25 protein-coding genes are annotated in these 22,240 nt (G+C 66.4%); 14 read left to right on the top strand and 11 right to left on the bottom strand.

The annotated features are described in order from the left end of the window. Positions 1–274: flagellin (locus ASE59_RS18995; protein WP_268795259.1), on the top strand; the 274-nt coding region annotated here is incomplete at its 5' end. A 716-nt stretch (positions 275–990) separates the two neighbouring features. On the opposite strand, the gene fliA is transcribed toward ASE59_RS18995, so the two are convergent. The 8 genes from fliA to ASE59_RS05125 all read right to left on the bottom strand — a co-directional run bounded on the left by fliA (position 991) and on the right by ASE59_RS05125 (position 7,417). After that, entirely contained in the window at positions 991–1,740 is a 750-nt protein-coding gene (gene fliA, locus ASE59_RS05090) for an RNA polymerase sigma factor FliA (RefSeq protein ID WP_082458108.1), read from the bottom strand. Then, positions 1,737–3,836, bottom strand: a complete 2,100-nt coding sequence (flhA, locus tag ASE59_RS05095) for a flagellar biosynthesis protein FlhA (protein ID WP_200913158.1) — start codon at positions 3,834–3,836, stop codon at positions 1,737–1,739. The genes fliA and flhA overlap by 4 nt, the downstream gene beginning before the upstream one ends. After that, positions 3,836–4,735 (bottom strand): hypothetical protein, encoded by a 900-nt coding sequence (locus tag ASE59_RS05100; protein WP_056453123.1) that lies wholly within the window; start codon positions 4,733–4,735, stop codon positions 3,836–3,838. The genes flhA and ASE59_RS05100 overlap by 1 nt, the downstream gene beginning before the upstream one ends. A 223-nt stretch (positions 4,736–4,958) precedes the next feature. Beyond that, positions 4,959–5,297, bottom strand: a complete 339-nt coding sequence (locus ASE59_RS05105; protein ID WP_056453126.1) for a hypothetical protein — start codon at positions 5,295–5,297, stop codon at positions 4,959–4,961. Continuing rightward, positions 5,284–5,586, bottom strand: a complete 303-nt coding sequence (gene flgM / locus ASE59_RS05110) for a flagellar biosynthesis anti-sigma factor FlgM (protein ID WP_056453129.1) — start codon at positions 5,584–5,586, stop codon at positions 5,284–5,286. The genes ASE59_RS05105 and flgM overlap by 14 nt, the downstream gene beginning before the upstream one ends. Positions 5,587–5,688: 102 nt before the next feature. Then, entirely contained in the window at positions 5,689–6,222 is a 534-nt protein-coding gene (locus tag ASE59_RS05115; RefSeq protein WP_056453132.1) for a flagella basal body P-ring formation protein FlgA, read from the bottom strand. Beyond that, complete coding sequence (locus ASE59_RS05120) at positions 6,219–6,767, bottom strand: flagellar motor protein MotB (protein WP_056453138.1); 549 nt, start codon at positions 6,765–6,767, stop codon at positions 6,219–6,221. The genes ASE59_RS05115 and ASE59_RS05120 overlap by 4 nt, the downstream gene beginning before the upstream one ends. After that, complete coding sequence (locus tag ASE59_RS05125; protein WP_056453144.1) at positions 6,764–7,417, bottom strand: motility protein A; 654 nt, start codon at positions 7,415–7,417, stop codon at positions 6,764–6,766. The genes ASE59_RS05120 and ASE59_RS05125 overlap by 4 nt, the downstream gene beginning before the upstream one ends. 195 nt (positions 7,418–7,612) lie before the next feature. Here ASE59_RS05125 and flgB point away from each other — a divergent pair, with 195 nt between their 5' ends. The 13 genes from flgB to ASE59_RS05190 all read left to right on the top strand — a co-directional run bounded on the left by flgB (position 7,613) and on the right by ASE59_RS05190 (position 18,409). Beyond that, entirely contained in the window at positions 7,613–7,963 is a 351-nt protein-coding gene (gene flgB / locus ASE59_RS05130; protein WP_056453146.1) for a flagellar basal body rod protein FlgB, read from the top strand. A gap of 3 nt (positions 7,964–7,966) precedes the next feature. After that, positions 7,967–8,374 (top strand): flagellar basal body rod protein FlgC, encoded by a 408-nt coding sequence (gene flgC, locus ASE59_RS05135; RefSeq protein ID WP_056453150.1) that lies wholly within the window; start codon positions 7,967–7,969, stop codon positions 8,372–8,374. Positions 8,375–8,376: 2 nt separating this feature from the next. Next, on the top strand, positions 8,377–9,051 hold the full coding sequence (locus ASE59_RS05140; protein WP_056453153.1) for a flagellar hook assembly protein FlgD: 675 nt from the start codon (positions 8,377–8,379) through the stop codon (positions 9,049–9,051). 34 nt (positions 9,052–9,085) lie between these two features. After that, the gene (locus ASE59_RS05145) at positions 9,086–10,363 is read left to right on the top strand and encodes a flagellar hook protein FlgE (protein WP_056453157.1); all 1,278 of its coding nucleotides are present in this window, start codon (positions 9,086–9,088) and stop codon (positions 10,361–10,363) included. Positions 10,364–10,416: 53 nt separating this feature from the next. After that, positions 10,417–11,169: a flagellar basal body rod protein FlgF gene (locus ASE59_RS05150; RefSeq protein ID WP_056453161.1), complete on the top strand. Its 753-nt coding sequence runs from the start codon at positions 10,417–10,419 to the stop codon at positions 11,167–11,169. 12 nt (positions 11,170–11,181) lie between these two features. Next, positions 11,182–11,970 (top strand): flagellar basal-body rod protein FlgG, encoded by a 789-nt coding sequence (gene flgG, locus ASE59_RS05155; RefSeq protein WP_056453164.1) that lies wholly within the window; start codon positions 11,182–11,184, stop codon positions 11,968–11,970. Further along, positions 11,951–12,640, top strand: a complete 690-nt coding sequence (locus ASE59_RS05160; protein WP_056453167.1) for a flagellar basal body L-ring protein FlgH — start codon at positions 11,951–11,953, stop codon at positions 12,638–12,640. Before flgG ends, ASE59_RS05160 begins: the two co-directional genes overlap by 20 nt. A gap of 9 nt (positions 12,641–12,649) precedes the next feature. Then, positions 12,650–13,741: a flagellar basal body P-ring protein FlgI gene (locus tag ASE59_RS05165; protein WP_056453171.1), complete on the top strand. Its 1,092-nt coding sequence runs from the start codon at positions 12,650–12,652 to the stop codon at positions 13,739–13,741. Further along, positions 13,738–14,097 (top strand): rod-binding protein, encoded by a 360-nt coding sequence (locus tag ASE59_RS05170; protein ID WP_235515652.1) that lies wholly within the window; start codon positions 13,738–13,740, stop codon positions 14,095–14,097. Before ASE59_RS05165 ends, ASE59_RS05170 begins: the two co-directional genes overlap by 4 nt. Then, positions 14,094–15,422: a flagellar hook-associated protein FlgK gene (gene flgK, locus ASE59_RS05175; protein ID WP_056453177.1), complete on the top strand. Its 1,329-nt coding sequence runs from the start codon at positions 14,094–14,096 to the stop codon at positions 15,420–15,422. The genes ASE59_RS05170 and flgK overlap by 4 nt, the downstream gene beginning before the upstream one ends. 8 nt (positions 15,423–15,430) lie before the next feature. Continuing rightward, positions 15,431–16,408 carry a flagellar hook-associated protein FlgL gene (gene flgL, locus ASE59_RS05180; protein ID WP_056453179.1) on the top strand — a complete coding sequence of 326 codons (978 nt, stop codon included), beginning with the start codon at positions 15,431–15,433 and terminating at the stop codon, positions 16,406–16,408. A 128-nt stretch (positions 16,409–16,536) separates the two neighbouring features. Beyond that, positions 16,537–17,400 carry a flagellar motor stator protein MotA gene (gene motA, locus ASE59_RS05185; RefSeq protein WP_056453182.1) on the top strand — a complete coding sequence of 288 codons (864 nt, stop codon included), beginning with the start codon at positions 16,537–16,539 and terminating at the stop codon, positions 17,398–17,400. Positions 17,401–17,404: 4 nt separating this feature from the next. Then, positions 17,405–18,409: a flagellar motor protein MotB gene (locus ASE59_RS05190; RefSeq protein ID WP_082458109.1), complete on the top strand. Its 1,005-nt coding sequence runs from the start codon at positions 17,405–17,407 to the stop codon at positions 18,407–18,409. Positions 18,410–18,419: 10 nt separating this feature from the next. On the opposite strand, the gene ASE59_RS20185 is transcribed toward ASE59_RS05190, so the two are convergent. From ASE59_RS20185 to ASE59_RS05205, 3 genes are all read right to left on the bottom strand, one after another. Beyond that, complete coding sequence (locus tag ASE59_RS20185) at positions 18,420–21,212, bottom strand: hypothetical protein (protein ID WP_056453187.1); 2,793 nt, start codon at positions 21,210–21,212, stop codon at positions 18,420–18,422. A 100-nt stretch (positions 21,213–21,312) separates the two neighbouring features. After that, positions 21,313–21,690 (bottom strand): PaaI family thioesterase, encoded by a 378-nt coding sequence (locus ASE59_RS05200; protein ID WP_056453191.1) that lies wholly within the window; start codon positions 21,688–21,690, stop codon positions 21,313–21,315. Beyond that, the gene (locus ASE59_RS05205; RefSeq protein ID WP_056453195.1) at positions 21,687–22,127 is read right to left on the bottom strand and encodes a PaaI family thioesterase; all 441 of its coding nucleotides are present in this window, start codon (positions 22,125–22,127) and stop codon (positions 21,687–21,689) included. Before ASE59_RS05205 ends, ASE59_RS05200 begins: the two co-directional genes overlap by 4 nt. Positions 22,128–22,240: the final 113 nt, after the last annotated feature.

Consider the following 22,240-nt stretch of genomic DNA (forward strand, 5'->3'; position numbering starts at 1 on the left):
CTCGGTGGCGATGACCGCGATCGACAAGGCGCTCGACAAGATCTCATCGATCCGTGGCGACCTCGGTGCGGTGCAGAACCGTCTGCAGGTTACCGTCAACAACCTGACCACCACCTCGTCGAACCTGCAGGAAGCGCGCAGCCGCATCGAAGACACCGACTTCTCGTCGGAATCGACCGCGCTCGCCAAGGCGCAGATCCTCGGCCAGGCATCGACCGCGATGCTGGCGCAGGCCAACCAGTCGCAGCAGGGCGTGCTCAAGCTGCTCGGCTAATCCCGGCTCCGCTGCCGCCGTTCCCCCTTGCATGAAGGCGGCGGCAGCGGTCCTCCCGGTAACGGGACCAGCCCCCGACGGCCAACCGGCCGCCGGGGGTTTTCGGCGTCCGGCATCCAAAGACGGACTCTATATATCGCACGCCCCAAATCCTCCCCGCCCCGCGGGGAGGGGGACCGCCGCGAAGCGGTGGTGGAGGGGGCTGGCCACAGGCGGACCGGCAACGGATTGCCGCCAGCTAAAATCCTCCCTGCTCGCGGGGAGGGGGACCATCCCAGGATGGTGGGGGGGGCTGGCCACGCGCGGGACGGACGGGGGAAGCGAACCGTGTCGGCTGCCCCGATCGCCTACCTCGTCTCCTGCTACGATGTAGGCCGGCGCACAGTTTGGGACATTCGTAAGATACCGAGAAGTCTTCCCAACCGGACCCCGGCCTTCGCCGGGGCACGCGCTGTCTCCAGTTGCGCGTGCGGCTCCTTCCCCGGCGCGAAAGGGACGGAGCATCGTCAGAGCCGAACGTACCGCTTTCCTACAGGCAGGCGCTCAACCTAACCTCGCAATCCGGATCTCTCTCATTGCCAGACCACCGACCCCGCGCCGCCAGCGCATCGGCCCACGCGAAAAAACGCGGCGAGTGTGAACTTAGTGAACTTTGGACAAAAAAACGGGGCCGGACCCAAGCCCGACCCCGCCTAAGTTACGTACAAGGAAGGAAATTATCCCGCCGCCCGCATCAGCGCCTTCTTCAGCTTCTCATGCGCCGATTTCTTGATCTGGCAGATGCGCGCCGCACCGACGCCCAGCACCTGCCCGATTTCCTCGAGGTTCAGTTCCTCGACATAATAAAGCTGGATCACCTGCGCCTCGCGTTCGGGCAGCGCGGTGATCGCGGCGATCAGGGTCTCGCGCAATTCCCCTTCCGCCAGCGCCTCGAACGCATCGGGGCCGTCGTCCATGAACCACGGCGCCTCGTCGGTATAGACGTCGTCGATCGAATCGAACTGCACCGACTGGACATCGGCATAGTCGCTGCGCAACTTGCCGAGCGGCACGCCCAGCCGGTCGGCAATCTCGGCCGGCACTGGCGCGCGGCCCAGTTCCTGGGTCAGCGCCGATACCGTCTTGGCATAGTCGCGCCGCCGCTTCATCGCGCCGCGGCTGATCGTCGCCTGCCGCCGCAGTTCGTCGATCATTGCCCCACGCAGCCGGGTGGCGAGATACTGCTCGAACGTGACCGCGCCGCGATCCTCGAACATCGGCACCGCCTCGACCAGCGCGACGAGGCCAACCTGCACCAGATCCTCGACATCGACCATCGTGCTCATATGGCCGTGGACGTGCCACGCGATCCGCCGGACCAGCGGTAAATGCTTGCGCACCAGCGCATCGGCATCGTTCGGCCGGGCGCGCCTGGTATAGGTCGCGGCGGCGTTCAGTTCGGGCTGCGGAAAGAAGGGGGCGTTCATGCGGGAATTGCCTCCGGGGCGCCGATGACGGCGACGACTTCGACTGCCTTGTCTTCGGGAACTTCGAAGAAGCTCATGACCGGGGTGTCGGGCAGGCAGGTCTTGACCAGCTTGCGCACCGCGACGCGGATCGAGGGCTGCACGACCAGCGCGAACGGCTTGGCCTCGGCCATCAGCGGCTGTGCGGCATGGGTCAGCGCATCGACGATCCGCCGGCCGAGATCCGGCTCGATCGCGTTGCGCCGCGACGGATCGCCACGCATCGCCTGACCCAGCAGCGCTTCCAGCTGCCCTTCGAGCGTCATCACCCTGAGCGGCTCGCGCACGCCGCACAGCTTCTGGATGATCAGCGCGCCCAGTTCCGGCCGGATCAGCTCGACGATCTCCTCGGCATCCTGCGTCCGCTGCGCGGTCACGGCGATGGCGGCCGCGATGCGGCGGAACTCCTTCAGCGGGATATTCTCGGCCAGCAGCGCGCGCAGCACCTGCGTCAGCGTGGTCAGCGTCAGCGGCTGCGGGCACAGCGCCGCCACCAGGCTCGCGGCCCGGTCCTTCAGCCCGTCGAGCAGCGCCTGCACCTCGTCCGGACCCAGCAGCTCGGTCGCGTTGACGGTCAGCACATGGTTCAGGTGGGTGGCGATCACCGTGCCGGCATCGACCACCAGATAGCCGGCACCGGTCGCGGCATCGGCGTCACCCGGCTGGATCCAGATCGCGTCCAATCCGAAGGTCGGGTCCTTGGCGGTCTTGCCCTCAAGGAAGCCGCCGACCGCCTGACCGGTGTCGAGCGCCAGCATCTCGTTCGCCGACGCCATGTCCTCGCCGACGACCACGCCGCCGATCGAGATGCGATAGGTATAGGGGGCGAGGTTGATGTCGTCGCGCACCTTCACCTGCGGCACGACGAAGCCCAGATCCTTGGACAGCTGGCGACGGACGCCGGTGATCCGGCTCATCAGCGGCGCGCCCTTGCGCTCGTCGACCAGCGGGACCAGGCCATAGCCGATGTCGAGCATGATGTGGCAATTGTCGTTGACCTCGTCCCAGCCGATCTTCGACAGGTCGGCGGGTTCGGGCAGGTCCTCGACCGGCGGGGCGGGGGGCGGCGCGTTCTTCTGCTTGGTCAGCTTCCACGAAGCGAAGCCCGCAATGCCGGCGGCCGGCGCCAACACGAGGAACGGCATGCCCGGCAGCATCGCCAGCAGGCCGAGGATGCCGGCAACCGGCGCCCAGGTGCGGTGCGACGCGAACTGCGTCCCGATCTGTCCGGCGAGGTCCTGCGAAGAGGTCGAGGTGACGCGGGTGACGATGGCGGCGGCGGCGATCGACAGCAGCAGCGAAGGCACCTGCGCGACCAGTGCGTCGCCGATTGCCAGCAGGACATAGGTCTGTGCGGCTTGGCCGACCGCCATCTGGTGGCTGACGACGCCCAGGATCAGGCCGCCGACGATGTTGATGGCGAGGATCAGCAGGCCGGCGACCGCGTCGCCCTTCACGAACTTCGACGAACCGTCCATCGCGCCATAGAAATCGGCTTCGGCGCCGGTTTCGATACGCTTGGCGCGGGCTTCGTCGGGGGTGATCAGGCCGGCATTCAGATCGGCGTCGATCGCCATCTGCTTGCCGGGCAGGGCGTCGAGGGTGAAGCGCGCCGACACTTCGGACACGCGGCCCGCGCCCTTGGTCACCACGATCATGTTGATGATGATCAGGATCGAGAAGACGAAGAGGCCGACGACATAGTCGCCACCAATCAGGAAACTGCCGAACGCCTCGATGACATGGCCCGCCGCCGCTTCGCCTTCATGGCCGTGGACCAGCACGACGCGCGTCGATGCGACATTCAGGCCGAGCCGGAACAGCGTCGCGAACAGCAGCACCGTCGGAAAGGCGGAGAAGTCGAGCGGCTTCTGCGCGTTGAGCGCCACCATCAACACCGCGATCGAGATCATGATGTTCATGACGAAGAAGATGTCGAGCATGAACGCCGGGATCGGCACGACCATCAGCAGGACGAGCAGCAGGATCGCACCGGGCAGCGCCGACCCACGCAGCGCGGGCAGGATGCTCTTGGGATTGCTCAGGATCGCCTGCATCATGCGGCTCCCAGATTGGCGAGGATCGAATAGGCGAGCCGCGCCGATTCAGGCGTCGGGCGATACAGCGACGCCATCTGCGCCGGGTTCGTCGTCACGTCGCCGCCACGGCTGCGCACGACATTCAGATTGGCGATGGTCGACGCCAGCCATGCCTCGTCGCCGCCCTGTGCCTCGTTGCCCATGATGACGTCGCCGCCAAAACCGTTCAGCATCACGGCGGGCTGCTGCATCCGGTTGACCGGGAAGCCGCCATCCTCGACGCCGCTGCCGCCGACGGCCTTGGCCCCGCGGTCGAGCTTCGCGCCCATCCGTTCGTAGATTTCGCCGAGCGAGCGCGGCTGGCCGCCCGGCGCATAGAAGATCGACTTGTTGGCCCGCGCGGCGGCGGGGAACATTGCGGCGGCCGACCGGTCGGGATTGGCCTGCATCGACGTCAGGAACTGGCGCGCACCGCCCAGCCCCAGGAAATGGGCCATATACAGGTCGGTGCCGGTCGCGCTGCGGCTGAGCGCGCCTTCCAGCGACGCCTTGTTGTCGGCGGCATGTTCGGCGGCCATCAGCGACGATGCCTGCGGATCGCTGCGCAGTTGCAGGATCGCGCGGCGCGTGGCCGGGTCGGCGACATAATAGCGGCCGTTGCTACCCTGGCGGATGCTGTCGGATGCCCAGCCCATGCCGTGTTCGGCGCCATGCGCCTTCACCACGCCCAGCCAGCTTTGTTCGACGAACTGGTACAGTCCGGTCGCCGACGAGGTCGCGGCGCGGGCATTGGTGTGCAGGCCGCTTTCGACCTGCGCCTGTCCCAACAGGTAATTGAAATCGATACCCGTCCGCGCGCTCGCCGTCGCGATCGCGCTATGGACGTTGGATCGGGCTTCTACCGGTACGACATTCATCGGGCTGTGCTTCGCTTCCCCTGTTCAGGGGACCACTCAGCAAGCGGCGTGCCAGTTTTGCTACGGCTAGGCTCAACCCACCCGTTCATGCTGAGTAGGGGCTGAGCACCGTCGAAGACCCGTATCGAAGCACCGGTAGCTCGGGTCCTTCGATACGCCATTTCGACAGGGTCAATGGCTACTCAGGACGAACGGAACGTCGTGTTCGGGTAGTCTTCTCGCCTCACCGATACGCCGCCGCCGCCATCCGCTGCGGCGTGGCGGCAATCCCCGGCCGGTAGGCCGGCAAACCGCCGCCGGTCAGCTGTTCGATCCGCCGACGGACATTGGCCGACATCAGGTTGACATAGATGCGCGCGGTCTCGTTCAGCCGCTGCGCTTCACGGGCCAGCGTCTCCAGCTCGGCATCGAGCGGCACGTCGTCATTGGCGGCGACCGCCTCGATCCCCTGCAGCTTCATCGCCGTCGCGGTTTCCAGCGCGGTGACGTCGTTCGCCTGCATCGCGGCGATCTCCGCATGCAGGCTGTCGATGATCTGGATCAGCGCATCACGCCGGTTCATTGCTGTTCCAATCGAGTTTCAGGGCGATGAGCCGGTCGGCGATGGTGGCGGGCGACAAGGGGAAGCGGCCTTCGGCGATCGCCTTGCGGATCGTCGCGACCCGGTCGGTATCGACCGGCGGCGACGACGACAGCGCGGCGGCGGTCGTGCCCCCTGACAGAAGGGCGACGCCGGTCTTGCGTGTGCCCTCCGCCGGCGGTGCCGCCTCGGCGCGTGTCTGTCCCTCGGTGCGTGCGATGGCACGCTGCCCGATCGAACTTACCGGCCTTGAACCGACTGAATCCACCATGTCTCCGTCCTTCGCGAACTGCTGACATGAGGAGAAACGGCCCCTTCCCGAACTTCTTTAGCAAAAATTACTGTGGATCGATTTTTCGTCGATTGCTGCGCGTCACCGCCCGAAGCCGGGCAGGGCGGCACGACCCGATTCCATCGCGATCGCCTGGATCGGTGGCTTGGCCGGGTCGACCTTGACCATCAACCGCCCGCCGACCGGCGCATCGCTCATCGCCACCCCGTCGCGGGTGATCGAAAAGCCATCCGCCCCGGCCTCGACCATGATCGGGTCGCCGCGCCGGATCACCGGCTCGGGCTTCGCTGCCGGGGCGGCGGCGACCGCGGCAGCAGCGCGCTGCGGTGCGATCGGCACGCTGCGGCGGACCGGAACATAGACTTTCCAAGCCGGTGCCATGCAACTGATGACGACCGCGTCCTGCCGTTCGGACAGCCAGCCGAATTGCGGCATCGCGCATTTCGCCAGCTTCAGGCGTGGATCGACCGGCATTTGCGCGCCGCCGTCCCTGCCGATGCTGGCACCGGTGAACTGCACGACCGCTTCGTCCAGTTGCGCAGTCGACTGGAAACTCTGCGCCGCGACGGCGGGCGCAGCGGTCAGCAACAGGGTGGTCAGGATCGGACGGATCATTGTTCGGCTCCTTGAATGGGGGCGGCAACCGGCGCCTGCCGGTCGGCAACGGCTTGCCGGTCGCCGGCAAAGCCCAGATCGATCTGGACGCCCCGGCTGCCGGTGGCGGGCGGGGCAAAGGCAAGCTGGTCGGGCTGCACTGCGCCATCGGCGACCAGCGCGATGGCGACGGTCCGGGCGCGGTCGCTCGCAAGAATCGCGGCGCTGCCGGTCAGCGGATCGACATCGCCATCGGTGCCGCCGGTCAGCGTCACCTTCACCCGCGGATCGGTGGCGGCGGCGCGGACGAAGTCGAGCGTCCGGCCATAGCTGGCCGGCATCGCCGCCGATCCCTGCGCGAACCCGTCGACGATCCCGCGGTCGAGCGTCATCGGTGCTGCGTCTGCATCGAAGCCTGCACGGATACCGGCGGTCAGCGCCTTCCGATCGACCGTCTGCGATGCCTGCAGAAACACGAAAAACCCGACCAGCAGCAGCGACAGGTCGGCCAGCGTCGTCAGCCATAGCGGCCGGCCGGGCGCGACGTCGAAACGCGACATCTTCATTCCGCCGCCTCCCGGAAATGCGGTCGCTCGCGCCGGGCGAGTGCCACCAGCGGCCCTTCGAAGCGGCTGCGCTCGAACGCCTCGATCCGCGCCATCCGCCGCAGCCGTCCGGCGATCGGCATCCCGATCAGCGCGGCAACGATCGCGCCGTACAGCGTCGACAGCAGCGCGACCGCCATCGCCTTCCCGATCGCACTCGGATCGGTCATCGCCATGAACATCTGCACCAGCCCAATGAGCGTGCCGATCATGCCCAGGGCCGGAGCCAGCTCGGCGACCGCGGCCCACATGTCGGCGGCGGCGAGATGGCGTTCGGCGCGCGCGGCGTTGCGGTGGCTCAGCGTCTCACCGACCGCATCGGGCCCGGCGCCGTCGACGATCGCTGCGATCGCTTCGGCGATATCGGGGTCGGCGATCTGCGACCGGTCGAGCGTCAGCACGCCGTGGCGCCTCGCGATCCGTGCCAGCGCGGCAATCTGTTCGATGCCGGTATCAGCCGAAAATGGCCGGCGCGGCAGGGTGGCGAGCGCGCGCACGGCGCGGCCCAGATCGGCGCGCGGCGTGCGGATCGCGATGGTCAGGATGGTCCCGCCGATTACGAACGCCGCGGCGAGCGGATCGGCATAGGGGGCAAGCAGCGACAGGTTCATGCCGGCCTCTCTGCAAGGGCGATGCCAGTTTGATGGCGGCAAGCGCTTGCCGGGCGGCGGCGGGCGGTTGCCGCGATCATGGTTAAGGTCGGACATATCTCGTTCGCTCACCCCCGGTCCGGCAAAATTGGCACGCGCTTTGCTGTGATCCGTGGGGACGCGCATCCGGCGCGCCGCTCAGGAGATTTCGGGCCGATGGCCGACAACGCTCTGTTCGGGATTCATGGTGCCGCGCTGGAGGTGCGGGCGCAGCGCATGGGGATGCTGGCGTCGAACATCGCCAACGCGTCCACCCCCGGATTCAAGGCGAAGGACGTCGATTTCCGCGCGGCGCTGGCCGGGGCGGAGCGCGGCGGCAATGTCGACGGCGCCATCGACCGCAACACGCTCTATCGCCTGCCGGTCCAGCCCTCGATGGACGGCAACACCGTCGAACTGGTGACCGAACAGACCGCCTTCGCCGAGAACGCCGTGGCGTATCAGACGACACTCGCGTTCCTGAACGGCCGCATCTCCACCATCACCCGCGCGCTGAAGGGGGAATAAACGATGCCCGCGCCGATGAGCATCTTCGAAGTATCGGGCCGCGCCATGTCGGCGCAGCTCGTGCGGATGAACACTACCGCGTCGAACCTCGCCAATGCCGGCGCGGTCGCGACGACGCAGGACACCGCCTATCGCACGATGAAGCCGGTGTTCCGCACCAGCTTCGACGCGGCGACCGGCCTTGCCACCGTCGATGCACGCGAAGTCGTACAGGCGGGCGAGGCACCGGCCAAGCGCTACGACCCCAGCAACCCGCTGGCCGATGCCGAGGGCAATGTCTGGGAAGCCGCCGTCGACGAACCGCGCGAGCTGGTCGACATGCTCGATGCCGCCCGCACCTATCAGAACAATGTCGAAGTGATGTCGACCACCAAGTCGCTCATTACCGAAACCCTCCGTTTGGGACGCTGATCATGGCCACAACTTCGGTCCAGAATCTTCCGCAACTCGATGCGGTCAAGCAGGCGGCGGCGAAGTCGAAAATGGGTCAGCGCTCGCTGGGCCAGGACGATTTCCTCCGCCTGATGACCGCGCAGCTTCAATATCAGGATCCCTTCAACCCCACCGACAACGGCCAGATGGTCGCGCAGATGGCGCAATTCTCGTCGCTGTCGGGCATCACCGAGATGACGTCGACGCTGAAGACGATGGCGGCCAAGATGGGCGGCAACGGCACCAGCGACGCCGTGTCGTGGATCGGCAAGGCGGTGCTGACCGACAGCCCGACCGCCGCCGCCGACAACAACGGCAATGTCAACGGCGCGGTCGAACTCGATGGCGATGCCACCAAGGTCCAGCTCGAGATCCGCGACGCCACCGGCGCGGTTGCGCGCACCGTGTCGATGGGCGCGCAGCCCAAGGGCATGGTCGATTATCAATGGGACGGCACGACCGACAGCGGCACCCCCGCCGGCGCCGGCCCCTATACCATCTCGGTCGCCGCATCGGATTCGAGCGGCGTCGTGGTCAAGGCACGCAATCTCGCCTGGGCGGGCGTGTCATCGGTGATGCCGAACGGCGGCAAGCCGACGCTGACGCTGTCGAACGGGTCGCAGGTCGCGGCCGACACCGTCCGCAAGATCGCCTGAACCCTCTTCTCAAGAATACCCGCAGGAGCCTAGCATGTCCTTCTATACCTCGCTCTCCGGTCTCAAAGCCTCGCAGGTCGACATGGCGTCGATCTCGCACAACCTCGCCAACGTCGGCACCACCGGCTTCAAGAAGAGCCGCGCCGAATTCGCCGACGTGATCGCGTCGAACCTCGCCGTCGCGCCGACGCAGATGGTCGGTTCGGGTACGGTGGTGAAGGGCAATCGCCAGCAGTTCGGCGAAGGCAACCTCGTCCAGTCGTCGTCGTCGCTCGACATCGCGATCGCCGGCGACGGCTTCTTCGCGCTGAAGCCCGATCCCAACAAGCAGGGTCTGGCCTTCACCCGTAACGGTTCGCTGCGCGTCGATGCCAACCAGTTCGTCACCGATGCGCAGGGCGCGCGGTTGCAGGTCTATCCGGTCGACGGCAACGGCAATGTCATCGCCACGACGCGCGCGTCGCTGACCGACCTCGTGCTCAACGGCACCTCGGGCAAGCCGAAGGGCACCGACGAAGTCACGCTGGGTATGAACGTGAACGCCCGCTCCATCGTGCCGTCGACCACACCGTTCAGCCGCTTCGATTCGAGCAGTTACAACGAAGCCATCTCAACCACCGTCTATGACGGCGCGGGCAATCCGATGACGATGACCACGTACATGGTGCGCACCACCGCCCCTGATACCGATGCGACGGACCTTACGAGCACGTGGCAGGCGTACAGCTTCGTCGGTGACCAGGCGATGACGGTCGGCGCCGACAAGACGCCGTCGGTGACCGTCCAATTCAACGAAGATGGCGAACTCGCCACCGCCGTCGAGCAATCCTTCAACTCGTTCATGCCGGCCAGCGGTATCGCCCAGCAGCAGATCAAGCTGACCATCCCGACGACCACGGTCTCGACGACCAAGCCGTTCAAGGTGTCGACCCAGCTCCAGGATGGTGTCGAGGTCGGTCGCCTGCAGGGCGTGACGATCAACGAAAAGGGTATCGTCACCGCCAGCTATTCGAACGGCGATACCAAGCCGCTGGGCCAGGTCGCGATCGTCAACTTCTCGAACGCGTCGGGCCTGCGTCAGATGGGCAACAGCAACTGGCAGGCGACCGGCCTGTCGGGCGATCCGACCTTCGCCAGCTCGGGCGAAAACGGCGCGGGCTCGCTGATGTCGGGCATGATCGAAGGGTCGAACGTCGACATCACCGAGGAACTGGTCGGTCTGATCGCCGCACAGCGCAACTTCCAGGCGAACTCGAAGGCGCTCGACACCTCGAACCAGATCACGCGCTCGATCCTCGACCTGCGCGCCTGATGAAACTGGCATGGCCCTTGCTGTGAAGCAGGGGTCATAACACGGAGGCTTCGATGGACCGGCTGGTCTATACCGCGATGTCTGGACTGCGCGGGCACATGGCGTCGCAGGCTACGATCGCGAACAACATCGCGAACGGGTCGACGATCGGCTATCGCGCCGACAAGGTCGATTTCGAGCAGTTGTTGCTCAAGGGCAAGAACGGCGAACTCGAATCGCGCTCGCCCTCTTCGGAGGAGGTGCGCGACATGGATCGCCGGGCCGGGGCGATCCTCGCCACCGGCCGCTCGCTCGACGTCGCGGTCGAGGGCGATGCATGGATCGCGGTCCAGGGTCCCGACGGTACCGAAGCCTATACCCGTCGCGGCGACCTGCAAATTACTGCCGCCGGCACGCTGGAGACCGGCGATCGCTTGCCGGTCATGGGTGTGGGCGGTCCGATCACGATACCGCCGGCCCAGTCGATCAACATCACCGCCGATGGCCGGGTGATGGTCGTGCCGCAGGGATCGCCCCCCGGCACGCCCGATCAGGAAGTCGGCCAGATCAAGCTGGTCAGCACGGCGGGCAGCGACACCGTCAAGGGTATCGACAATCTGCTGCACGTCCGCGGCGGCGGTACCCTGCCGGGCGACATGACCGCCAAGGTCCGCAGCGGTTCGCTCGAACAATCGAACGTCAACATGACGCAGGCGCTGGTCGACATGATCGAGAACCAGCGGTCGTACGAAGTGCAGGCGGGCATGCTGAAGCAGGCGAAGGAAATGGATGAAGCCTCCGCCAACCTGATGCGCGTCCAGAGTTAAGGGGAACAGGACATGGCAAACGCCGCACTGCATATCGCGCGCACCGGGCTGGATGCCCAGGACACGCGGATGCGCGTCATCTCGAACAACCTGGCGAACGTCAACACGACCGGGTTCAAGCGCGACCGTGCCTCGTTCGAGGCGATGAGCTACCAGATCGTCACCGCACAGGGTGCCGCCTCGACGCAGGAATCGCGCTACGCGACCGGCCTGAACCTAGGCACCGGTGTCCGTATCCAGGGTACGGCCAGCATCCAGACGCAGGGGTCGCTCGCGACAACCGGCAACGCGCTCGACATGGCGCTGGAAGGCGATGGTTTCTTCCAGGTGCAGTTGCCCGGCGGTCAGCTCGGCTATACCCGCGCCGGCAATTTCACCCGCTCGGCCGAAGGGCTGCTGGTGACGACCGAAGGCTATCAGGTGATGCCCGGCATCACCCTGCCCGAAGGTGCGACCTCGATCACCATCGGCAATGACGGCACCGTCAGCGCCACCATCCCCAATCAGACCGAGGCGACGGCGATCGGCCAGGTCCAGGTCGCATTGTTCGCGAACCCGGCGGGGCTGATGCCGGCCGGCGACAATTTCCTGACCGAAACCGCCGCGTCGGGTGCGGCGCAGCTGGGCGTTGCCGGTCTCGATGGCCGTGCCCGCATCCGGCAGGGGATGCTTGAAAGCTCGAACGTCAACGTCGTCGAGGAACTCGTCGACATGATCGAGACGCAGCGCGCCTATGAGGTCAATTCGAAGATGATCTCGGCCACCGACGAGATGCTGAAATATGTCAACCAGAACATCTGACGCCGTGCGCGCCGTCGCGTTCGCTGCGGTGGTGCTGGCGGCAATGCCGGCAGATGCCCGCCCCCTGTTCGGCAGGAAACTGCCGCGCGAATCCTATACGGCCACGCCGCCCGCGCCCGCCGTCGTGCCGGTCGTCGCCACCGGCGCGATCTTTCAGGTCGATCAGGGCTATGCCGCCCTCTACGAGGGGTGGCGTGCACGCAAGGTCGGCGATCCACTGACAATCACCCTGGTCGAACGCACCAGCGCGTCGAAATCGGCGGGATCGAAGCTCGACAGCAAAGGCGGCTTCTCGATCACGCCGCCGTCGGTCGGGCCGCTGGCGTTCGATCCGAGCATTGCCAAGGCATCGGGCGGCCGCAATTTCGGTGGTACCGGATCTTCCGACCAGACCAACGCGCTGTCGGGCGAACTGTCGGTCACCGTCGCCGAAGTCTATCCCAACGGCACGATGCTGGTGCAGGGGCAGAAGCGGGTGACGCTGAGCCGTGGGGACGAGGTCGTCGCGATCAAGGGCATCGTCCGCACCGCCGATGTCGATGCGAACAACCGCGTGCCGTCGACCCGCGTCGCCGATGCCCGCATCTCGTACACCGGCAAGGGCGATGTCGCCCGCGCCAGCCGGCAGGGGTGGCTCAGCCGCTTCTTCCAGGTCGTCAGCCCGTTCTAGGTTCCGCCCATGCGCTTCCTGCTCGCCATTCTCGCCGCCTTCCTGATGATCGCCCCCGCTTCGGCGGAGCGGGTGAAGGATATTGGTCGCTTTCAGGGTATCCGGTCGAACCAGTTGACCGGATACGGCATCGTCGTCGGCCTCCCCGGCACCGGGGACGACAATCTCGAATATACCGTGCAGTCGGTGAAGGCCATCGCCTCGCGCATGGGGCTGCAATTGCCGCCCGGCGCCAATCCGGGTTTGAAGAACGCGGCGGTCGTCCTCATCACCGCCGAATTGCCGCCCTTCGCCAAACCCGGCCAGCGGCTCGACGTGACGGTCGCCTCGATGGGCAAGGCCAAGTCGCTGCGCGGGGGCGCGTTGATCATGACCCCGTTGCTCGGGGCCGATGGTCAGATCTATGCGATGGCGCAGGGCAATCTGGCGGTCGGCGGCCTGGGTGCCGAGGGTGCCGACGGGTCGAAGATCGTCGTCAACATTCCCTCGACCGGGCGTATTCCCGAAGGGGCGACGGTCGAGCGCATGGTCGATACGGGCTTCGCCACGGCGCCGACGCTGACCTTCAATCTGGCGCAGGCCGACTTCACCACCGCGCAGAACGTGGCCGGCGCGATCAACCGCCGTTTCGGTGCCGGCACCGCGACCGCGATCGACGCGGTGTCGGTCGCGCTGCGTGCGGCGCCGGGTGCCGACACCCGCGCGATGATGATGAGCGAGGTCGAGAATCTGTCGGTCGATCCGGCCGAAACCGCCGCCCGCGTCATCGTCAACGCCCGCACGGGTACCGTCGTCATCAACTCGGCCGTCCGCGTCGCGCCCTCGGCCGTCACGCATGGCAAGCTGACCGTGAAGATCGACGAGAACCAGCGCGTCAGCCAGCCGGCGCCGCTCAGCCAGGGCCAGACCGCCCTCGAACAGAAGAGCGGCGTGACCGTCGAGCAGGAGGTGAAGCCGATGTTCGTCCTCGCGCCCGGCCCCAAGCTGGCCGATGTTGTGAAGGCGATCAACGCGATCGGCGCATCGCCCGCCGATCTGGTCGCGATCCTCGAAGCGCTGAAGGAATCGGGTGCGCTGAAGGCGGAACTGGTCGTCCTGTGAGCGTGATCGGCGCGACGACCGGCATCGGGGTCGACACCACCCGCATCGGCAACAAGGACAATCTGAAGGCTGCCGGCCAGCGGTTCGAATCGGTCTTTACCGGCATGATGCTGAAATCGATGCGGCAGGCCAAGCTGGCCGACCCGTTGTTCGAGAACAAGGCCGCCGGCCAGTTCCGCGACATGTGGGATCAGAAGGTTGCCGAAAACATGTCGGTGTCGACCCCCTTGGGCATCGGCAAGGCGATGACCGAGTTTCTGGCTCGGTCACAGATGGTTAACGTGGCGGATGCCAATAATCCCGCTCAAGCCCGGACCGATTCGGTCGTTACCCCGGGTGAAGGGAAGAGCGGATGAGCGACCTGCTGTCGATCGGGGCAAGCGGAGTCCGGGCCTATCAGTCGGCCCTGACCACGACGTCGGACAATATCGCGAACGCCGGCACCACCGGTTACGTTCGGCGGACGACGTCGCTTGCCGAGGTCGGCGTGGGATCGTCGCGGCAGATCACCGGCAGCGGCGTGACCGTGACCGGTGTAGCTCGTGCCGCCGATATCTTCCGGTCGCAGGAGGTTCGCCAGTCGACCTCCGACGTGTCGCGCAGCGACGGCGGCATCGTGTGGATGGTGCGGATCGAGGATGCGCTGACCAGCCGCGCCCTGACCGATCGCATGACCGCCTTCTTCAACGCCGGCACCGCGCTGTCCGCCGATCCGTCGGCCGATGCGCCGCGCCGGTCGATGCTGGAGGCGGCGGAGAGCGTCGCGCAGTCTTTTTCGGGCACGATCGGCGCGCTCGACGAAACCGCTGCCAATCTCGACCTCAATGCCGAGAATGCGGTCCGCAAGCTCAGCAACAATGCGGCGGTGCTGGCACGGATCAACGACGGCCTGTCGCGCGTGTCGAAGGGATCGGCGGGCGAGGCCCAGCTGCTCGACCAGCGCGACCGGATGCTCGACGAAATGAGCGAGATGACCGATCTCGACGTCAAGTTCGATACGACCGGGCGCGTGACCGTGCGTGCGGGCGGTGCCGACGGCCCGCTGCTGGTCCACGGGATCGAGGCATCGACCGTTCGCTTCGAACGCGACGAGGACGGCGCGCCGGTGTTCACGACGATGCGTGGCGGCACCGAAACCATCCTGCTCCCTCGCGGTGGTTCGCTGGCCGGCATGGTCGACGGTGCCAAGCGGATCAGCGACATGCGCAAGGAGGTGGTCGCCGTCGCCAGCGATTTCGTGCTGGACGTCAACGGCGCCTTTGCCAAGGGCGAGGATCTGAACGGTGATGCCGGCGTCGCGATGTTCGCGATGGAGCCGACCGGTCGCGTCACGCGCACCATGGGCGATCCGGCAAAGATCGCGGCCGCAAAGGTGGGCGAGGGCGCTCGCGATAGCGGCAACCTGTCGAACCTGTTCGATGCCCGCCGCGACGGCCTGTTCGAACAGCGCGTCGTCGCGCTGCAATCGAGCAACGGATCGGCGCTGAACGCGCGCAAGACCATTGCCGAGGCGCAGGGCGCGATCCGCGATTCGGCGGTCGATGCGCGCGATTCGGCGGCGGGCGTGAACCTTGATCAGGAAGCGGTGAACCTGATGCGCTTCCAGCAGGCCTATCAGGCGTCGAGCCGCGTGATCCAGGTCGCGCGCGAAACCTTCGATACGCTGTTCGCGATCCGATAGGACGAACGATGCAAATCTCCACCGCCAACTTCTACAATCGCGCGACGAACCAGATGACGCGGCTGAATGCCGACCTCAACCGGTTGAATACCGAGCTGTCGACCCAGAAGCATCTGAAGGTCGCGTCGCAGGATTCGGCATCGTGGATGATGCTGGGCGGCATCAAGAAGGAGGAGGCGGATTCGAACGCCTTCCGCTCCAACATCACCCTGTCGCGCGGATTGCTGGCACAGGCCGACACCGCGCTTGCCAATGCCGACGAACGACTGGTGCGCGTGCGCGAACTGACCGTGCGGGCAGGCACCGACACGCTCAATGCCAAGGACAAAGCGGCGATCGCCACCGAACTCGACCAGATCCGCGAAGGGTTGATGGCGATCGCCAACAGCCGCGACGTGCGCAACCATCCGGTGTTCGGCGGAACCGGCGACGTGGCCTTTACCAAGGACGATACGACCGGCGCCATCAGCTATACCGGCAACGCATCGGTCGCGAACGTCCGCATCGGCGAGGCGAGCCAGATGCAGGTCGGCATCGACGGCAGCCGCGTGTTCAGCGGCGCGAATGGCGGCGTCGACATCTTTGCCCTGATCGATGACCTGAAGGCGGCAATGGAAATGCCGACCGACAAGCCGGTGGTCGATCCTGCGGTTCCGGTCGATCCGAACGCTCCCGCGTTCGACGTCGAGGCCGCGCGCAAGGCCTATACGACCAAGATCAACACTGCGCTTGGCAAGCTCGATACCGCCGAAGCACAGGTGACCTCGGCACGGGCTGCCAACGGCGCACGTGCCGCGCGGCTGGAAATCGAATCTAGCCAGCTCGAAAATATCGGCATCGACCGCGAGGAAGCGCGCAGCGCACTCGAAGATACCGATATTTCCACGACCATGGTCGAATTTCAGAAGACGCTGACGATTCTAAGCGCGACGCAGGCGAGCATTTCCAAATTGGCGGGCATGTCGCTGTTTAACTATTTGAAGTGACGCTGACCGCCCGTTTTCATGGTAAATCGGCGGACGGTAACGATTTCTCGACGTCTATCGGCGAAAAGGGACGGGTGATGCGACGCGGACAGCGCCGCAACGGTTCGTAACCCAGGGGCAAGCGCCATATGTTTCCCGCCATCGGCTTCGTCGTCCTCATCGCCATGGTGTTCGGCGGTTTCGCCTTTACCGGCGGCGATCTCGGCCCCGTGCTGCACGCGCTGCCGCACGAAATGCTCATCATCGGCGGCGCCGCGGTCGGCGCGCTCATCATCGGCAATTCGGGCCGCGAGCTGAAGGGCATGGGCGGCGGCTTCATGAAGGTCCTGAAAGGGCCGAAGTACAAGAAGCAGGATTATCTCGACGCGATCTTCCTCGTGTCCAAACTCATGAAGATGCTGCGCGCCGAAGGACCGATCGCGCTGGAACCGCATGTCGAGGACCCGAAATCGTCGTCCGTGTTCAGCGAATATCCGCGACTGGTAAAGGACCACACGCTGGTCAACCTGATCGCCGATACGTTGCGCCTCGTCGTCGTGTCGTCGGGCACGCTCGACGTGCATGCGGTCGAGGAGGTCATGGATAACGCCATCAAGACCCATCATCATGAGGAACAGGGGCCGCAGGCAACGTTGCAGGGCCTTGCCGACGCGCTGCCGGCGCTCGGCATCGTCGCGGCGGTGCTGGGCGTGGTGAAAACCATGGGTTCGATCGACAAGCCGCCATCGATCCTAGGCGGCATGATCGGGTCGGCGCTGGTCGGCACGTTCCTGGGCATTCTGCTCGCTTATGGTCTGGTCGGGCCGCTCGCCGGGCGGTTGCAGCAGGTGATCGACGCCGATGCCGCCATCTATCACACCGTCAAGCAGATCATCATCGCCTCGCTCCACGGCCATCCGCAGCCGCTGGTGATCGAAGCGGCACGGTCAGGCATCCCGCACCACAACCAGCCCGGCTTCGCCGAAGTCTTCGACGGCCTGCGCGGACGCTGATCCCATGGCGAAGGCACCACACGGCAATAACCAGCCGCCCCCCGTCATCATCGTCAAGAAGATCATCGCCGAGGGCCATGGCGGCCATCACGGCGGTGCGTGGAAGGTCGCCTATGCCGACTTCGTGACGGCGATGATGGCGTTCTTCCTGCTGATGTGGCTGCTGGGCGCCACGACCGAAAAGCAGCGCAAGGGGCTGGCTGATTATTTCACGCCGTCGCTGGTGCAGGTAAAGGCCGGGGCGGCGGGATCGAACGGGCTGTTCGGCGGCGAATCGATCGTCGATCAGGACAGCTACCCGCACCGCGCCGCACAGACCGGTACCCGGTCGCTGACCATCCCCGTCGACGCCACCGGCGGCACGCAGGTCGGCTCGGGCGAAAAGGGCCGGTTGAAGAACAAGGCCGAAATGGCCGAGGCCGATCGCAAGGCGTTCGAGAAGATCAAGCGCGAACTGAAACAGAAGCTGCAATCCAGCCTCGAACTGCGCAAGCTCGCCAGGAACGTCCGCATCGTGCCGACGCATGACGGGGTCCGCATCGACCTGGTCGACAATGCCGATTATTCGATGTTCGCGCTCGGCACGACCGCGCTCGCCCCTGAAGCGTCGAAGCTGATGGCGCTGATCGCAGATACGGTGAAGGGCCTGCCCAACACGATCATGATCCGGGGGCACACCGATTCGGTCGCCTATGGCCGGCGCGAGACGATGAACAACTGGATGCTGTCGTCCGGCCGGGCGGAGGCGACGCGCCGCCGTCTCGCGCTGGCGGGGGTCGGAGAGCGTCGCTTCGAACGGATCGAGGGCGTCGCCGATCGCGAACCGATGGTCGCCAAGGATCCGTTCGATCCGCGCAACCGCCGCGTCGCTATTACGCTGCTCTATCAGGAAACCGCCGGCTTCGGTGGTCGCCGCATGGCCAGCACCGACAGCACCCCCGCCGAACGCGCCGACGTACCGCGCCCCGGCGCCGAACACGTCGATGGCGCGCGTTCGGAGGCGCATTGATCGGACGGCGTCAGAAGAACAGTTTGCGGAAGGTCAGGCGGACGACCCGCCCGGTCGCATCGCGATAGGCGGGCTGATAGTTGATCGGCACCACGCCATTGGCGTCGGTCACCCGCTGGCGTGCATTGAACAGATTGTCGACGCCCAGGCTGATCCGCGCACCGCGTAGCCAGCGATTGTCGCGTACCAGTCCCGGCTGCTGCCCCAGTTCGATCCAAGACCGCAGCCCGACGCGGGCCAGTCCGCCGAAATTCAGCGTCTGGCCGGTGCCGCTGGCGCCGCCATTGACTTCGGTCCCCGATTGCCAGTTCAAGGTGACGCGCGCGCCCAGCCCGTCGCGGACATAGCCGCCGTTGAAATCGATCTGGTGGCGTGGCGTGCCGCCATTATCGTCGACCGCGGCCCCGTCCAACAGGTTCAATTGCGGCAGCCCGTCGCGGATGACGATCGTGTCGGTCAGGTTCACGCTGTGGTACAGGCCGAACCACAGTCGGCCACCACCGCCGCCGCCGCCCCCGAAACCGCCACGACCGCCACCCGGTCCGCCGAACCCGCGTCCACCGCCGCCGCCACCACCGGGACCACGACCCGCGCCGGGACCGCGTCCTTCGCCGGGCGGGGGCAGCGGTGTGCCGGCGGCCTCCGCCGCCTCACGCTCGGCCCGGCGCCGTTCCATGAACGCCTGCCGCGCGGCCTCCGCCGCCCGCGAGCGCGCGGTGGTGATCCGCTTGGCAAAGTTGATGCCGTAGCGCAGCACGCTGCTGTCGGCGCGCGCGAAATTGACCGGCCGGTTGTCGACCCGGGTCAGCACGCCGGTCACCGGATCGCGGGTGAAGCGGTCCGGGAACGCGTCCTGTATCTCGGCGGTGATCGTCGGGAAGGTGCGGATCGGGTTGTCGGTATGGTTGTTCGTGTAATCGAACTGGAACGAGATATCGCGCTCGCTCCACGGCTTCAGATTGACGCCCAGCTTCAACACGCGGCTGTCGCTCTGCACCAGATCGGGGTTGCCGCCGCTGATCGAGGTCACGTCGACCGTCTGCCCCAGCACATAGTCGAACCGGCGCACGAAGGGCGTGGTGATGAACGGGTTGCCGAGCTGCTGCTGCGACGGCGCATTCTGTTCGTGGCTGACCGACGCCAGCACGCGCAGCGGCGTGATCGGCTGCCAGTTGAGGCCGTAGCCGTAGCTGGTCAGCGTGCCGAAGTCCGACAGTTCCTCCAACTCGGCATTGCCGTTCAGCGACAGCCGGCCGAGCGCCGACAGGATCTCGCGCGAGGCATTGGCGATCGGCAGGTCGATATTGGCGCGTACCGACCCGCTGTCGCGACCGAGATCGGCGGCGCTGGCCTCGGCGGCGCGGACCGAATTGCTGCTGAAATCGCTGGTCGTCCCGGCGATGCGGATGCTGGTGCTGGCGTCGCCGGCGGGCAGCGAGAAGGGCGATCCGGCGACCAGACCGTTGATGCCGGCGATGCTCGACACCGACTTCGCGCGATCGGTGGTGCGGATCAGGTTGCCGAGATCGCCGAACGGGCTGAACGTGCCCGCGTCGACCGCCGCCTGGATATCGGTCACGTCGACGCCGCGTTCGGTGCGGGTGCTCGTTTCGATCCGGTCGTAATTGCCGTTCACCGTCCAGCGCCAGCGGCCGATATCGCCGTTCAGCGCGAAACCAGCATTGGCGGTCGTCGTCTCGCCATTCTGGACCAGCGGGCTTGCCTTGGCATAACGGCGGACGATCACGTCATTGCTAAAGGGCGAGAAGGGGGTGTTGCCCGGCAGCGTCAGCGAGATGGCGGGCAGGCCGAGCAGCGATTCGGTGCGGTTATGCTCGACCCGCCCGGTGACCGTCGCCGCGACATTGCCAAAGATGCTGCGCGCATAGACGCCATTGGCGGAGAAGCGATCGACCGCGCCCGATAGCGTGCGGTACGGCGTGGTGTCGGTGACGCGCGGCGCGTTGGCCCCGGCGGCGAACCCGGCCAGCGTTGGCGTGCCGTCGGGCACCGCCGCGACGGTGACCCGGGTGCCGGCCAGCGCGCTCAACGCCGGATCGATCGCCGCGCCGTTGGTGGTGCCGGTGACGTTGCCGATCAGGTCAAAGGGCGTGCCCGACGTGTTCGGGATGATGCCGCGTTCGCTTTCCAGCAGGTTGCTGGTCGTTTCCGCCTGCAGGTTCAGGTTGAAGCGTTTGTCGCGGTCGATGCGGACCAGCCCGCCCTCGACCTCGACATTGCTCGACCCGCCTTGCGTGGGCACGCTGCCCTGCAACTCGCCGGTATAGCTGCGAAAGCGGGGGCGCAGGACGAAGTTGATGACCTTCTGGTCCGAGCGATAGCCATATTTCAGCGCGACTTCTTCGGGCAGGATGTCGACGCGCAGGATCGCCTCGGTCGGCAGGTCGCGGATTTCCTGAAAACCCGCCGAACGCCGGCCGTTGACGAGGAACACCGGCTGCCCGCCGCGCACCGATTGCAGCTGCGGGGCGAGTTCGGCGACCAGTTCGGCGACCGAGCTGACGCCGTAGGAGCGGATGTCGGCCGGCGACAATTGCAGCTCGGGCTTGATGTCGCCGGGTACCGATCCGGGGGGCGGCCGGCCGGTTACGACGATCTCTTCGGCTTCGCTTTCGGTGTCGGTGCCGCCGGCACCTGCCGGATCGGTCGGCTCGCCCGGTTGCGGCGCGGTCGGCGTCTGTGCGACCGGGGTCTGGGTGGTGCCTGCGACCGGGGCGGTCTGTGCCGCCAGCGCCGCCGGTGCCGACCCCAATGCCAAAACCGCCAATGTCCACCGCGCCATGCAACACCCTCTTCCAACCTGTCCGCATCGTTGCGGTACGAGGCTGCTACGTCCCGAATGTCGCACAACTATCGCAGGTCTTGAAAATATCCGGCCGGGTTCAGCGCCGTAGCAGATAGTTCAGCCGTGCCGCCGCGATCGGCCGGTCGCGATCGTCCTGCCACGCGGTCGCACTCACATTGGCGATGCGCGCGCCCAGCCGGGTGACGCTGCCCGCCGCCCATGTCGTCCGCTCGCGCCCGCCGCGCATATAATCGATGGTGACGTTGATCGGCTTGATCGTCGCCTCTGCGGTACCCAGCGCATGACGCAGCGCGACCCATGCCGCCATTTCCAGCATGCCACCGATCGCACCGCCATGGACGAAGCCGGGGCGGCCGAGCAGGTCGTCGGCAAACGCCATCGTGACGATCGGATGCCCGGCATCGTCGGTGTCGAGCGTCAGCCCGAGCAGTTCGGCATAAGGCGGCAGGCTCATGCGGCGTCCAGCAGCATGAAGGTGCCAGCGACATGCGCGACCGGATCGGCGGGATCGCCGTCATGGGCAATGCCGCGCACGAATGCGACCTGCCGCGCGACGCGGTAGCATTCGCCACGCCCGACCACTGTCCGCTCGGGCGTCGCCGGGCGCAGATAGTCGAGCCGCAGGTCGAGCGTCGCATGCGGCAGGAACGCGCCCCGCTTCAGCCACACGCCGACGCTGGTCGCCATGTCCATCAGCGTCAGGATCGGTCCCGACGCCAGCACGCCGCGCGCCGGATCGCCGATCAGGTCGGGGCGGAAGGGCAGCAGCAATTCGCACCAGTCCGCCCCATGCGCCTGATAGCCGATGCCCAGCCGCGACCCATGGCCGCCGACCCGCGCCGAAAAGAAGCGGGCCGGATCGAAACCGGGCGGGAGCGGGAAGCCAGTCATCGACCGCCCCTGTAGAGCCATTCGCCCGCCGGTTGAAGCGGTTGCACCGTTTAGGTCCAATCGACATTCAGCCTCTCCCCTCCCTGGAAGGGAGGGGTCGGGGGTGGGTTGGC

The sequence above is a fragment of the Sphingomonas sp. Leaf10 genome (assembly GCF_001421245.1).
Lineage (GTDB): Bacteria > Pseudomonadota > Alphaproteobacteria > Sphingomonadales > Sphingomonadaceae > Sphingomonas.

Bases quoted from the DNA above. Each gene is read 5' to 3' on its own strand.
- flhA (WP_200913158.1), bottom strand. From the start codon at position 3,836: ATGCAGGCGATCCTGAGCAATCCCAAGAGCATCCTGCCCGCGCTGCGT.
- ASE59_RS20185 (WP_056453187.1), bottom strand. From the start codon at position 21,212: ATGGCGCGGTGGACATTGGCGGTTTTGGCATTGGGGTCGGCACCGGCG.
- flgC (WP_056453150.1), top strand. From the start codon at position 7,967: ATGCCCGCGCCGATGAGCATCTTCGAAGTATCGGGCCGCGCCATGTCG.
- ASE59_RS05100 (WP_056453123.1), bottom strand. From the start codon at position 4,735: ATGAATGTCGTACCGGTAGAAGCCCGATCCAACGTCCATAGCGCGATC.
- flgB (WP_056453146.1), top strand. From the start codon at position 7,613: ATGGCCGACAACGCTCTGTTCGGGATTCATGGTGCCGCGCTGGAGGTG.
- fliA (WP_082458108.1), bottom strand. From the start codon at position 1,740: ATGAACGCCCCCTTCTTTCCGCAGCCCGAACTGAACGCCGCCGCGACC.
- ASE59_RS05115 (WP_056453132.1), bottom strand. From the start codon at position 6,222: ATGATCCGTCCGATCCTGACCACCCTGTTGCTGACCGCTGCGCCCGCC.
- ASE59_RS05125 (WP_056453144.1), bottom strand. From the start codon at position 7,417: ATGAACCTGTCGCTGCTTGCCCCCTATGCCGATCCGCTCGCCGCGGCG.
- ASE59_RS05205 (WP_056453195.1), bottom strand. From the start codon at position 22,127: ATGACTGGCTTCCCGCTCCCGCCCGGTTTCGATCCGGCCCGCTTCTTT.
- ASE59_RS05190 (WP_082458109.1), top strand. From the start codon at position 17,405: ATGGCGAAGGCACCACACGGCAATAACCAGCCGCCCCCCGTCATCATC.
- ASE59_RS05120 (WP_056453138.1), bottom strand. From the start codon at position 6,767: ATGAAGATGTCGCGTTTCGACGTCGCGCCCGGCCGGCCGCTATGGCTG.
- flgM (WP_056453129.1), bottom strand. From the start codon at position 5,586: ATGGTGGATTCAGTCGGTTCAAGGCCGGTAAGTTCGATCGGGCAGCGT.
- ASE59_RS05145 (WP_056453157.1), top strand. From the start codon at position 9,086: ATGTCCTTCTATACCTCGCTCTCCGGTCTCAAAGCCTCGCAGGTCGAC.
- flgG (WP_056453164.1), top strand. From the start codon at position 11,182: ATGGCAAACGCCGCACTGCATATCGCGCGCACCGGGCTGGATGCCCAG.
- ASE59_RS05150 (WP_056453161.1), top strand. From the start codon at position 10,417: ATGGACCGGCTGGTCTATACCGCGATGTCTGGACTGCGCGGGCACATG.
- ASE59_RS05200 (WP_056453191.1), bottom strand. From the start codon at position 21,690: ATGAGCCTGCCGCCTTATGCCGAACTGCTCGGGCTGACGCTCGACACC.
- motA (WP_056453182.1), top strand. From the start codon at position 16,537: ATGTTTCCCGCCATCGGCTTCGTCGTCCTCATCGCCATGGTGTTCGGC.
- flgL (WP_056453179.1), top strand. From the start codon at position 15,431: ATGCAAATCTCCACCGCCAACTTCTACAATCGCGCGACGAACCAGATG.
- ASE59_RS05165 (WP_056453171.1), top strand. From the start codon at position 12,650: ATGCGCTTCCTGCTCGCCATTCTCGCCGCCTTCCTGATGATCGCCCCC.
- ASE59_RS05140 (WP_056453153.1), top strand. From the start codon at position 8,377: ATGGCCACAACTTCGGTCCAGAATCTTCCGCAACTCGATGCGGTCAAG.
- ASE59_RS05160 (WP_056453167.1), top strand. From the start codon at position 11,951: ATGTCAACCAGAACATCTGACGCCGTGCGCGCCGTCGCGTTCGCTGCG.
- flgK (WP_056453177.1), top strand. From the start codon at position 14,094: ATGAGCGACCTGCTGTCGATCGGGGCAAGCGGAGTCCGGGCCTATCAG.
- ASE59_RS05105 (WP_056453126.1), bottom strand. From the start codon at position 5,297: ATGAACCGGCGTGATGCGCTGATCCAGATCATCGACAGCCTGCATGCG.